Here is a 12,256-nt window from a genome sequence, read left to right on the forward strand (position 1 = left end):
CCGCGGCTGGCGCGCGGATATTGGTCGTGGGTCCGCACCGCTCGCCGAACGTGGTGCGGGTGAAGGCGAGGTGCGGAGATGTCGCTGCTGCTTCGACGCCTGGCGGCCGGGGTGGGTGTCTTGCTGCTCACCGTCGTCGGACTGGTGCTGGCCCCTGCTGCGTCGGTGGCGGCGGACACGTCGCCGGTGTGTGCCCCCGACAGCAAGTCGAGGGTTGCCGACGTGACTGAGACACTGCACCACCTCGGGGACGTGGGTCTCGACGGTCACGTCTGGGCGCTGACCGATGTCGTCGTCCGGATCCAGGTGTGGCAGGTCGGCACGAGCCACTTCTGCATCCGGCGCGACCTCGACGGCACCTTCACGAGCTTCGCCGGCGTCAGCCCCAACCTGACTGGCACGATCAGCGCGGAGGTCCACGGCACGGTCCACGGGTTCGACTGGGCGGTCTTCACCGGCAAGTTCGTGCCGCGAGTCCCGGTGTCGGGTGACGTCGGCGACTTCGACGTCGGCTGCGACCAGACGGGTTTCTGCGCCCTGCACCGCAGCCCGGTCTACCTCTTCTTCCAGGACCAGGTGCAGGCCCTCCACGTGCGGTCGTTCGACTTCGTCTACGACGGTGGCTCGCACGGCACCTGGCACGAGTCGGACCGGGCCAGCATCGGCGACATCACTGGCTGACGGCTGACCCTGCTCACAAAGATGCGCTCTGCCCACGACACTTCGTGGGCAGAGCGCACTTCGGTGGGCACAGTGCCGGTGCGCCGCCGTGGCGACCTGCGTAGGGGCGACGGGTGCGCTCGTACGGCGGGTGTCCACCCGGCACCGAGGTCAGCGGGCGACGAGGGCCACCGCGGAGACGACGGTGGCGGCGAGCACGGCCTGGTCGAACCTGGCCTGGCTCAGCCGTCGCGCCGTGTGCAGCCCCGCCCAGGTCCCGAGCAGGACGAACGGCACGAGCAGGACGGTCCGCTGGAAGGTGCCCGCGGTGAACAGTCCGAGCCCGGCGCTGAACGGGACCTTGCACAGGTTGACCCCGAAGAAGAACAGCGCCCCGGTGCCGAGGAACCGCCGTTTCTCGACGCCCCGCGCCACGAGGTAGAGCGTCATGACGGCCCCGGCGGCGTTCGCCGTCATGGTCGTGAAACCCGCCGCCAGTCCGGTGCCGAGCGCCGCCGGCCGTGAGCGGGCGACCACGGAGGTGTCGGGCGAGCGCCACTGAAGCACGAGCTGCAGCGCCGCCGTCAAGAGCAGCAGCGCCCCGATCGAGCGGCGCAGCACCGTGTCGTCGACCACGGCGAGGAACGCCGCCCCCAGCGCGAGGCCGGGCAGGACGCTGGGCACGAGGCGGCGCAGCAGCGACCAGTCGGCATGCTGGCGGTAGTGCCACACCGCGACCAGGTCGCCGGTGATGAGCAGCAGCAGGATCGCGGCGGTCGACTCCCTGGCCGGCATGAGGTTGGCGAAGATGGCGATGGAGATGCTCGACAGCCCGCCGATGGAGGTCTTGGAGTAGCCGATCACCAGGGCGGCGACCACCAGCAGCAGCGCCTCGATCACGCTCGGACCCTATCCGCGGCGGTGCGGCCGTGCCGGGCGCGTCCACGTGACCACAACGCGCACCGACGCTGCAGGCGAGGCACAATCGGGCGCATGGTCAGGCGGGTCGCGGTCGTGGGGACGGGACCGGTCTCGGCGGAAGCGGGGTTGCACGCCGCCAGTGCCGGGGGCAACGCGGTCGACGCGGCGATCGCCGCCATCGTCGCGTCGATGACGACCGAGCCGGGCATCGTCTCCATGCTCGGGGGCGCGTTCGTCACCGTGTGGCCGGCCGGCGGCGACCCCGAGGTCATCGACGGCAACGTCGAGATGCCCGGGCGAGGGCTGCCCGTGGAACGTTTCGGCACCGGGCTCCGCGAGATCACCACGACGTACGGGGGCGGGGTCACCCTGTACGCGGGGCACGGCTCGGTGGCGACGCCGGGGGCCTTCGCCGCGCTCGGGGTGGCCCACGACCGGCACGGCAGCGCGCCGTGGCGCGAGGTCCTCGCCCCGAGCATCGCGGCGGCCGACGACGGGTTCACGCTCGGGGCCGCGGCGGCGAGCTACCTCGCCATCACCGGTGACAGCGTCTTCGCGTGGGACCCGAACACCGCCCCGCTGGTCAAGCACGCAGACGGGTCGCCCCTGGCGGCGGGCGAGCTCACGACCAATCCCGACCTGGCCCGCACCCTCGAGCAGGTCGTCGAGGAGGGCGCCCGCTCGCTCTACACGGGCGACCTGGCCGCGCGCATCGCCGCGGACAGCGCCGAGCGCGGTGGGCTCGTCACGGCCGCGGACCTCGCGGCATACCGCGCTGTCGTGCGGGCCCCGCTGCGGCTGCGCCTCGGCCAGTGGGACGTCGCCACCAACGCCCCGCCATCGGTGGGCGGCCCGATGCTGGCCGTGATGCTGCGTGAGCTCGGCGGCTCGGGCTGGAGCTGGGCGCGCATCATCGAGGTGCAGCGGCACGTGCTGTCCTACCGCCACGGCGTGCACGACCTGTCGACCGACCTCGAGGAGGACGGCTACGCCCTGCTCGAGCTGGTCGAGCGGCACGGGCTGGCGGGTCTGCCGACCTCGTCGTCGACGGCGAACGTCGCGGCGGTCGACAGCGACGGCACGGTCTGCACCATCACGGCATCGAGCGGGTACGGCTCGGGGGCCACGGTCCCCGGCACCGGCATGATGCTCAACAACTGCCTCGGCGAGCCCGAGCTCAACCGCCTCGGCCTGCACGCCCTCGCGCCCGGCACGCGCCTGGCCTCCAACATGGCGCCGTCGGTCGCGCGGTCCGACGGGGGTGGTGCGCTCGCGATCGGCAGCCCCGGCGCCGACCGGATCACCACGGCACTCATGCAGGTCCTCGGGCGGCACTGCCTCGAGGGTGCGTCGCTGCAGGACGCGGTGGACGCGCCGCGCGTGCACGTGCGGATCCTCGACGACGGCACCACCCGCGTCGACCACGAGGACGACCCGGGCATCCTCGCCGCGGTGGCCGACAGCGGCCTGCCGTCCTACAGCCACGGGCCGCTGTCGATGTACTTCGGCGGGGTCGGGGTCGCCGCGCGCGAGCCGGACGGCACCCTGCTCGCCGCGGGCGACCCCCGCCGCGAGGCCGCCACCCGCATCGGCTGACCGCCACCGCGTCGTTCGCGTCGGGCAGCTGGTTCGAGGTGTTCGAGGCCCGGATCCCGGCAGCGGAACACCTCGCACCAGGCGTCAGCGGGCTGCGCCCGTCACCGCCCAGCCGTCGCCGCGCACCCGCCGGTGGAAGAACAGCCCACGGATCGCCATGAACACGGTGAACACGGCCCACAGCACGGCGACGGCCCAGGGTGCACCGTGGGCCAGCAGCCGGTCGCCCGCGACGTGCACGGCGATGGCGAGCGGGGCGTAGAGGACGAACGTCGCCGCCATGGCCTTCGCCAGCCAGCGCCCGTCGCCGGCGCCGATGAGCACGCCGTCGACGACGAACACATATCCCGAGAGCGGCTGGCCCAGGGCGACGACCACCAGCGCCGCCGCGAGGGCCGACCGCACCGCCGGGTCCTCGGTGAACGCCAGTGGCAGCACCCGGTGCACCGCGAGGACCAGCACCCCCAACGCCGCCCCGCCCCACAGCCCCCAGCGCACCATGAGCGCGGTGGCCGACCGGGCGCCCGCCACGTCGCCGGCGCCGAGCGCCCGACCCGTGAGCGCCTGGGCTGCGATGGCCAGCGCGTCGAGCGCGAACGCGAGGAAGCTCCACACCGTCGCGGACACCTGGTAGGCCGCGAGCGGCACGTCGCCGAGCCCGGCCGCGACCCACGTGGTGAGCAGCAGGACCGCCCGCAGGGCGAGCGTGCGCACGAGCAGGGGTATGCCGGTGAGTGCCGCGCGGAGCACCCGGCCGGGGTGCGGGTGCAGGGTCGCACCGGCCCGGCGGGCGTGCCGGACGAGGACGACGACGAGCCCGGTCGCCATACCGGTCTGGGCGATGACGGTCCCCCACGCGGACCCGGCGATGCCCCAGCCGAGCCCGTAGACGAGGACGAGGTTGAGGACGATGTTCGACGTGAAACCAAGGACGGACGCGACCAGGGGCGTCCGGGTGTCCTGCAGCCCCCGGAGCACCCCGGTGGCCGCGAGGGCCACGAGCATCGCGGGGATGCCGAGGGCGGAGATGCGCAGGTAGGTCGCGGCGTACCCGAGCGCTGCCTCGGACGCGCCGAAGAGGCGGCACAGCGGCTCGGCCGAGAGCCCGACCGCCACGGCAGTCACGGCGCCGAGGCCGATGGCCAGCCACGTGCCGTCGACTCCTGCGCCCAGGGCACCGCGCTCGCTGCCGGCCCCGACCTGGCGGGCGACGATGGAGGTGGTGCCGTAGGCGAGGAAGACGAAGATGTTCGCGGCGGTGATGAGGGTGGCGCTGGCCACGCCGAGGCCGGCGAGCTGGGCGGTGCCGAGGTGGCCGATGATCGCGGAGTCGGCGAGCAGGAAGAGGGGCTCGGCCACGAGGGCGAGGAACGCGGGGACGGCGAGCCGCAGGACCTCCCGGCCCTGGGTGGACCCTGCCCCTCCGGCGCTGCGCACCGCGCCACGGTACCGGCGGGGTGGTTCAGCGGCCCCAGCGGTCGCGGACGGTGCCGACCCAGGTGGCGAAGTCGTCGGCCATGTCGACGGCCAAGGGGTCCATCAGCCACTGCACCTGCAGGCCGTCCATGAGGGCGACGGCCTGGCGGGCGAGCTGGTCGGCGGGCACGGCCTGGTCGGCCGAGCCGTCGCGGGCCGCCTCACGCAGGGCTTCGGCCAGCGACGTGACGGCCGACCGGTGGTGGGCCCGCAGCCACTCGTGGCCGGGGTGCCCCGGCTCGACGGCCTCACCGGCCAGGCTGGTGAACAGCCGCACCAGTCCCTCGCGCTCGCTGTTGAGGCCGACGAGGGTGACCATGTCGTCCCACACCTCCCAGCCCCGGGGCGGGTGGTCCCGCCCGGCGGCCAGCGTCTGCAGGTCGCGCAGGTCTCGGTGCTCGAGGACTGCGGCGAGAAGCTCCTCCTTGGCGGGGAAGTGGTGCAGCAGGCCGGTCTGGCTCAGCCCCGCGGCCTCGGCGATGCTCGTCATGGCGGTCGCGTGGAACCCTCGCTCGGCGAAGAGCTCCGCTGCCGCCTCGACGATGCGCTCGCGCGTCAGCCGGCTCGCCGAGCCCGGGGGCCGCCCGCGCCCGCGCCGCGGGCCGCCCTCGGACGCCTTCGCCGCGTCGGACCTCACATCGCCGGTGGCCCCATCGCCAGAGGTCACGTCGCCGGAGGTCACCGCGACGGCGTCAGCGGCAGCTCGGCGCGCACGTCGCCGAGTCCGCGGGCGACGAGCAGGGTGCCGCCGGTCAGCGGCTCACCCCAGGCGTTCGCCTCCTCGTCCCAGTGACGCCACAGCCGGGCGTCGGTCGCGATGGTGACGGTGCCCTCGCCGCCGGCGGGGACCCGTACCCCTGCGAAGCCGACGAGCCGGACCGGCTGGTCGTCCTCGTCCGGGCGCAGGTAGACCTGCACGACCTCACGGCTGTCGTGCTCGGAGCCGTTGGCCACAGTGACCTCGACGGAGGGCGCAGCGGAGCCAACCGCTGCGGAGCCAGCCGCCGACGCGCCGTCACCCGAGCCAGCGGCACCGGACCCGCCGTCGACCAGGCGGGCCGACTGGTAGGTCCACGCGCCGTACCCGTCGCCGGCGCCGAGCCAGTGGGCCGGGGCGGGGGCGTGCCCGGCGGCGTACCCGCGGTATCCCACGAAGGTCCCGTCGCCGTACTCCAGGGTGAGCCCGTCGGGCACCACGTCCCAGGCGGGGGCGGCTCCGTCGGCGGCCGGCCACGAGGTGACCAGGCGGCCGGCGGGCTCGCGCACCCCGAGCAGGGCGTCGGCCACCGCGTGGCCGCCTTCCTGCCCGGGCAGGCCGACGACGAGCACGGCGTCGACCTGGTCGAACCACGGCATGAGCACGGGGGTGGACGCGTTGACGACGACCACGGTGCGCTTCGCCGCGGACGCCACGGCCGAGACCATCGCGTCCTGCTCGCCGGTCAGCGCCAAGGTCGACTTGTCGGTCGCCTCGGTCTCCTGCTCCTCGGTGAGGCCGACCGCCACGACCGCGACGTCGGCGGTCCGGGCCGCCTCGACCGCCGCGGCGATGGTGTCGTCGGCCGAGGCCGGTACGGGGCGCGCGACGAGGGACTTCACCCCCATGCCGGACGCGATGAGGTGCGAGAGCTGGTTGACCTCGCCGTTGGGCGCGGGCCGCGGCTCGGAGCGGACGAGGGTCACGGTCGCCTCGACGAGCGCGCCCTCGGCGAGCTCGACGTCCTCGGTGAACCCAGGAGGCTTGAGCATCGCCTCGCCGGGGTCGTAGCCCTCGGCCACGAGGGTGCTGGCCGCGACCTGCTCACCGTCGACCGCGATGGTCCAGGCGCCGACGCCCACGGCGCCCAGCTGCGCCCGGCCCGCCTCGGTGACGCGGGCCGCGATGGTGACCCTGGCCGCCGGGCGCGGGAAGTCGTCGTCCCAGCCGACGCTGACGCTGGTGCCGTCACTGTGCGCCTCCCCGAGCAGGCCGCCGTCGGCGTCGTGGTGGAGCACCCGCACACCGGTCTCCCCGGTCTCGGGGTCCCGCAGCCACGCGGGGTCGGCGGCGACCGGGCGCTCGCGGACCTCGACCCCGTCGACGACGGTGAGCCGCTCGCCGAGCGCCTCGCGCAGGCCGTCGGCGATGGACACCTGGTAGGGCGGGTTGACGGTGGCAGAGCCGCCGCCCATGCAGATGGTGTCGACGCCGTGCCGGCCGATCAGCGCGACCGTGGCGGCGGCGCTGACGGTGTTGTCGGCCTCGCCGGTGTGGCCGGCCAGGGGAAGGACGCCACCGTCGTTGCGCAGGACGACCATGCCGTCGGTCGCGAGCCGCCGCAGCTGCTCGCGCCGGGCCGGGGCGTCGGGGGCGAGGGAGTCCGAGGGCCAGGTGCGCCGCTGCTCGTCGCTGCCCAGGGCGCCCACCCGCTCGGCCAGGCGCAGCAGCCGGACGACGTGCTCGTCGACGACGGACTCCTCGACCGCGCCGGACTCGACGTCGGCGACCAGGGCCTCGCCCCACGGACCGTCGGGGCCCGGCATCACCAGGTCGAGGCCGCCGAGTGCGGCCGGCGCGGAGGTCTTGGTCGCGAACCAGTCGGACATGAGCAGCCCGCCCCAGCCCCACTCGCCCTTCACCACCTGGTTGTTGACGTGGTCCTGCTCGGTCGCGGCGAACCCGTTGATGTCGTTGTAGGCGGCCATGATCGACCAGGCGTCGGCGTCCTGGACCGCGATCTCGAAGGGCAGCAGGTAGACCTCGCGCAGGGCCGTCTCGCTCACGACGGAGTTCATGTAGTTGCGCAGCGTCTCGGACTCGTTGGCCACCAGGTGCTTGAGGCACGCGCCGATGCCGCGGCCCTGCATACCCCGCACGTAGGCAGCCGCGAGCCTGCCGGTGAGCAGCGGGTCCTCGGAGTACGCCTCGAACAGACGGCCGCCGAGGGGGGTGCGGTGCAGGTTGATGGTCGGGCCGAGGACGACGTGGATCTGCTGGCGCTCAGCCTCCTCCGCGAGCATCTCGCCGACCTCGTGCGCGGTCTCCTCGCTCCACGCGCTGGCGAGGACCGTGGCGCTGGGGAAGAGCGCGACGTGGTCGCCGCCGGTGAACTTCAGGCCGCGCACGCCGGTCGGACCGTCGGAGAAGGCCATCGGCTCGAGCCCGATCGACTCCTCACCGTGGAGGGTGAACGACGTGGCGCCGGTGAGCAGGCGCACCTTGGTGGCGAGGTCGAGACGGCCCACGAGGTCGAGGAGCTCGGCGTGGCTGCGTCCCGGGGCGGGGATGGACGTGGTGGTCATGTCGGGTGCTCTTCCGGGACGAGGGCATTAATAGAGTCGAGTAACTATTACATCCCCGGCGCGGGTTGTCGAGGGTCCCGCCGCCGGTGTCCGTGGTGAGGGGCAGGATGGGCGCGTGACGACGATCGTGTTCCTGCACGCCCACCCCGACGACGAGGCCTCCCAGACCGCGGGTGCCATGGCGCGCGCCGCCGCAGAGGGGAGCCGGGTGGTCACGGTCTTCGCGACCGGCGGCGAGCACGGCGAGCTCCCGGCTGCCGGCCTGCCGGAGGGTGAGACCCTCACCGACTGGCGCCGCCGCGAGGCGCAGGCGTCGGCCGAGGTGCTCGGTGTGCAACGGGTGGCCTGGCTGGGCTACCGCGACTCGGGCATGACCGGCTGGGAGCAGAACTCCCACGCGGGCGCCTTCCACTCCGCCGACCTCGACGAGGCTGCCGGCCGGCTGGCCGCGGTGCTCGACGAGGAGGACGCCGACGTGCTGGTGGGCTACGACTGGCACGGCGGCTACGGCCACCCCGACCACGTGCGCGTCCACGCCGTCGTGCACCGGGCCGCCGAGCTCGCCGGCCGGCGCCCGCGCCTGCTGGAGTCGACGATGAACCGCGACCAGGTGCGGCGCTGGTACGAGCAGGCCGTGGCGGCCGGTCAGCAGGAGACCAGCTTCGACCCTGACCGCCCCATGGACGACGGCAACCCGCTCGGCACGCCGGAGGACGAGATCCACTGGCGGGTCGACGTCACCGGCTACCTCGCCCAGCGCCGGGCAGCGCTCGAGGCCCACCGCAGCCAGGCCACCGACATCGAGGGCATGCTCGGGATGCCCGAGGAGTTCTTCACGGCCTTCTTCGGGTTCGAGCACTACATCGAGCCCGGCCGCGAGCCCGGTATGCAGGAGGGCTGGCCCTTCGGCGCCTGAACGAGTCCGTGGCGCGCGCCCGGTGCCGGCGGCCGCCCTGCACCGGCTCAGAGGTGCTTCAGGGCCTCGCGACGGCTGAGCGGGGAGAGCCGGTCGCCGTACTCCTGCACCGTCGCCCGCACCCACTCCGGGTCCGTGCGTGCGTACTGGCGCAGGGCCCATCCGATGGCCTTGCGCAGCCAGAAGCTGGTGTCGGTGAGGTTGGGCTCGATGCACGCGCGCAGCAGCTCGGTGTCGGTGCGCTCGCGGAACGTCAGCTGGCTCAGGACGGCGGTCCGGCGCAGCCACAGGTCGTGGTCGGTGGCCCACGCTCGCACGACCGGTGCCACGTGGACCGGGTCGGCGAGCAGGATCGGGCCGACCCGGCGGCTGGCCACCTCGTCGACGAGGTCCCACCAGGCGCCCGTGGCGACGAGGTGGCGGTAGAGCGGGAGGGTCTCGGCGTCCTGCCACGGCCGGTAGGTGCGGTGGCCGGTCAGGGCGATCGCGGCGTACCGCTCCTCGCGGTGGGTGGCGCCGTCCCAGAGCTCGCGCACCGCGGCCTCCCAGTCGCCCCGGTCGGTGGGGCGCAGCCGTGGGTCGGCGAGAAGGGGGCGCAGCAGGGCTCGCAGCTCGGGTGAGGTGATGCCGCGGTACGGCATCGCCGACTTCATGTAGGCCTGCTGCGCCACTGCGCGCTGAGGGTCCCCGGCGCCCTCGACCGCGTGCCGGATCGCGCGGACGACGGGGTGTGTCACGGAGCCAGCATGGCCGAACGGGCGTCAGAATGTCGCCACGCCGCGGTCAGCCGCGGTCGCCGACCACGAGGGGGAACCACGTGTCCGTACCGCCGCCCGCCGGGCCGCCCGAGCCCAAGCCCGTCCCGGTGACCGTCGGCGGCACGCGCCGCCCCGTCACGCTGCCGACCTGGGTCAACGTCGTGCTGGTGCTCACCCTCTTCGTGTCGTGCGGCGCCAACCGCGACACCTCGAGCTATCCCCAGACGGACGAGATCGCCAACCAGGTCGTGAACCAGCTCCGGAACGGCACGGACGGCTCGGGGACGGTGTCCGGGGCCGACGTCCGGGACCTGTGCAAGATGCTCGGCGCGGTGCTCGACGCGCAGAAGAAGAAGGTCGACGACGTCATCCCCGGCGCCGTCACGCAGTGCGCCGACGCTGCTCGGCAGGCCGCCAACCCCTGACCGGGGCGACCCCGCGCCCGTCGCGATGGGTTCCACGACCGATCTCGGTCTGACCCTGTGAACCCGCCGACCGACGGACCTCCCATGACTGCCACCACCAAAGACGTCGCCGTACTGCGTGCTCGTCCATCAGGACATCCTGCTGGCCGGTTGTGGCCGGCCTCAAAGGGATTTCGGTCAGGCGGCGCCGTACCGGGTGCGGGCGCGCTCGCGTGCCTTCTCCGCCTCCACCTCGCGGTCCTTGGGAGGGGCGCTGGTGGTGAGGTGGTCGAGCAGGTGCTGCGTCGCGTGGGCGATCTCGGCGACGGCCTCGTCGAACGCCTCCTGGTTGGCCTGGCTCGGCTTCGTGCTGCCGCTGACCTTGCGGACGTACTGGAGCGCTGCCGCCCGCACCTCCTCGGTCGTGGCCGCAGGCTCGAAGTTGTGCAGCTGGCGGATGTTTCGGCACATGTTGGAAAGGCTACGGCGCACCACCGACAGAGCGCAGGGGTTCACAGGCGCGCTCGTCGGACGGACACGCCCGAACTATTTCGGGTCCACACCCGGTGGACGACATCCGTGCAGGTCAGCGAGGTGCGTTTGCTGCTGGTCGCCGCGCGTCCACAGGGTTATCCCCCGACTGTGCACAAGTGGCCCGGGCGTTGCGCACACGTTGTCCACACGCTCTCCACAGGGGCCGTTTGAGCGGGAGGGAGCAGCGCCCCTACGGTGTGGCGGGTCGCCTCCGCGAGCCGGTCNGTCCGCGCGGTGACCGACCGGGTCCCCACCGTTGTCGGCGGGTGGTGGTGTACTCGAATCACATCGGCGTTGTTCGTCCTCGATCGCGGTTGCAGGGAGTTGGCAGAGTGTCTCTTGCGGAGCTGAGCACCAGCGCGTTCAGTTCTGGAGGCGACGGCCCGCCCGGTGAGGACCGGGTGCCTCCCCAGGACGTCCACGCGGAGCAGTCCGTGCTCGGCGGCATGCTGCTGTCCAAGGACGCCATCGCCGACTGCGTCGAGGGCCTGCGTGGCACCGACTTCTACCGCCCGGCGCACGAGCTGATCTACGACGCGATCCTCGACCTCTACGGCCGCGGTGAGCCCGCCGACGCGATCACCGTGTCCGACGAGCTGTCCAAGCGCGGTGACCTCCAGCGCGTGGGTGGCCAGGCCTACCTGCACACCCTGATCCAGGCCGTCCCCACCGCGGCCAACGCCGGCTACTACGCCGAGATCGTCTCCGAGCGCGCCGTCCTGCGCCGCCTGGTGGAGGCCGGCACCCGCATCGTCCAGCTCGGCTACCAGCAGGGCAACGGCGACGTCGAGGACATCGTCAACGCCGCCCAGGCCGAGGTGTACGCCGTCGCCGACAAGCGCGGTGGAGAGGACTACGTCGCCCTTGGTGACGTCCTCGAGGACACCCTCAACGAGATCGAGGTCGCTGCCGGCCGCGACGCCAACGAGATGCTCGGTGTGCCCACCGGGTTCATCGAGCTCGACGAGCTGACCCACGGCCTGCACCCCGGTCAGATGATCGTCCTGGCCGCGCGTCCCGCCGTCGGCAAGTCGACCATGGGCCTCGACATCGCCCGCGCCGCGGCGATCAAGCACAAGCAGGCCACGGCCATCTTCTCCCTCGAGATGAGTCGCAGCGAGATCACCATGCGCTGCCTGTCGGCCGAGGCGCAGATCCAGCTGCAGGACCTGCGCAAGGGCACCATCGGCGACGCCGGCTGGAAGAAGCTGGCGCGCATCATGGGCCAGATCTCGGACTCGCCGCTGTTCATCGACGACTCCCCGAACATGTCGCTGATGGAGATCCGCGCCAAGTGCCGGCGCCTCAAGCAGCAGCACAACCTCAAGCTCGTCGTCATCGACTACCTCCAGCTCATGAGCTCGGGCAAGAAGGTCGAGTCGCGCCAGCAGGAGGTCTCGGAGTTCTCCCGTGCCCTCAAGCTGCTGGCCAAGGAGCTCGAGGTCCCGGTCATCGCGATCAGCCAGCTGAACCGTGGCTCGGAGCAGCGCGCTGACAAGCGCCCGGCGATGTCCGACCTGCGCGAGTCCGGCTCCATCGAGCAGGACGCCGACATGGTCATCCTGCTCCACCGCGAGCCCAAGCTCGAGGGCCGCGAGGGTGAGGTCGACGTCATCGTCGCCAAGCACCGCAACGGCCCCACCAAGGACATGGTGCTGGCGTTCCAGGGTCACTACGCCCGGTTCGCCAACATGGCCCAGAACTTCTGA

At 73.0% G+C, this 12,256-nt stretch carries 11 protein-coding genes; 5 read left to right on the forward strand and 6 right to left on the reverse strand.

The genetic code is table 11. The annotated features are described in order from the left end of the window. Positions 1-78: 78 nt before the first annotated feature. Positions 79-681, forward strand: coding sequence for a hypothetical protein (locus ASG70_RS12575; RefSeq protein WP_056884218.1), 603 nt, complete (start codon positions 79-81; stop codon positions 679-681). Between the two features lie 150 nt (positions 682-831). Here ASG70_RS12575 and ASG70_RS12580 read toward each other — a convergent pair whose 3' ends face one another. Beyond that, positions 832-1,560 carry a sulfite exporter TauE/SafE family protein gene (locus tag ASG70_RS12580; RefSeq protein ID WP_056884219.1) on the reverse strand — a complete coding sequence of 243 codons (729 nt, stop codon included), beginning with the start codon at positions 1,558-1,560 and terminating at the stop codon, positions 832-834. A 93-nt stretch (positions 1,561-1,653) separates the two neighbouring features. On the opposite strand from ASG70_RS12580, the gene ASG70_RS12585 reads away from it, so the two are divergent. After that, complete coding sequence (locus ASG70_RS12585) at positions 1,654-3,177, forward strand: gamma-glutamyltransferase (RefSeq protein ID WP_056884220.1); 1,524 nt, start codon at positions 1,654-1,656, stop codon at positions 3,175-3,177. 84 nt (positions 3,178-3,261) lie between these two features. Here the strand turns inward: ASG70_RS12585 and ASG70_RS12590 are convergent, their stop codons facing one another. The 3 genes from ASG70_RS12590 to ASG70_RS12600 are packed head-to-tail and all read right to left on the reverse strand — an operon-like array spanning position 3,262 to position 7,935. Next, entirely contained in the window at positions 3,262-4,614 is a 1,353-nt protein-coding gene (locus ASG70_RS12590; RefSeq protein ID WP_056884221.1) for an MATE family efflux transporter, read from the reverse strand. 25 nt (positions 4,615-4,639) lie between these two features. Continuing rightward, the gene (locus tag ASG70_RS12595) at positions 4,640-5,320 is read right to left on the reverse strand and encodes a TetR/AcrR family transcriptional regulator (protein WP_162253914.1); all 681 of its coding nucleotides are present in this window, start codon (positions 5,318-5,320) and stop codon (positions 4,640-4,642) included. An 11-nt stretch (positions 5,321-5,331) separates the two neighbouring features. Then, on the reverse strand, positions 5,332-7,935 hold the full coding sequence (locus ASG70_RS12600) for a beta-glucosidase (protein WP_056884222.1): 2,604 nt from the start codon (positions 7,933-7,935) through the stop codon (positions 5,332-5,334). A 115-nt stretch (positions 7,936-8,050) separates the two neighbouring features. Between ASG70_RS12600 and ASG70_RS12605 the strand changes: the two genes are divergently transcribed. Beyond that, positions 8,051-8,851: a PIG-L family deacetylase gene (locus ASG70_RS12605; protein ID WP_056884223.1), complete on the forward strand. Its 801-nt coding sequence runs from the start codon at positions 8,051-8,053 to the stop codon at positions 8,849-8,851. A gap of 47 nt (positions 8,852-8,898) precedes the next feature. On the opposite strand, the gene ASG70_RS12610 is transcribed toward ASG70_RS12605, so the two are convergent. After that, positions 8,899-9,588 (reverse strand): DNA alkylation repair protein, encoded by a 690-nt coding sequence (locus ASG70_RS12610; protein WP_056884224.1) that lies wholly within the window; start codon positions 9,586-9,588, stop codon positions 8,899-8,901. Positions 9,589-9,668: 80 nt separating this feature from the next. Between ASG70_RS12610 and ASG70_RS12615 the strand changes: the two genes are divergently transcribed. Further along, a complete protein-coding gene (locus ASG70_RS12615) occupies positions 9,669-10,034 on the forward strand; it encodes a hypothetical protein (RefSeq protein WP_056884225.1) in 366 nt (121 codons plus the stop codon). Positions 10,035-10,211: 177 nt separating this feature from the next. Here ASG70_RS12615 and ASG70_RS12620 read toward each other — a convergent pair whose 3' ends face one another. Next, complete coding sequence (locus tag ASG70_RS12620) at positions 10,212-10,484, reverse strand: DUF2277 domain-containing protein (RefSeq protein ID WP_056884226.1); 273 nt, start codon at positions 10,482-10,484, stop codon at positions 10,212-10,214. Positions 10,485-10,894: 410 nt separating this feature from the next. Here ASG70_RS12620 and dnaB point away from each other — a divergent pair, with 410 nt between their 5' ends. Next, complete coding sequence (gene dnaB, locus ASG70_RS12625) at positions 10,895-12,256, forward strand: replicative DNA helicase (RefSeq protein ID WP_056884446.1); 1,362 nt, start codon at positions 10,895-10,897, stop codon at positions 12,254-12,256.

Source organism: Phycicoccus sp. Soil748, assembly GCF_001428025.1.
Lineage (GTDB): Bacteria > Actinomycetota > Actinomycetes > Actinomycetales > Dermatophilaceae > Pedococcus.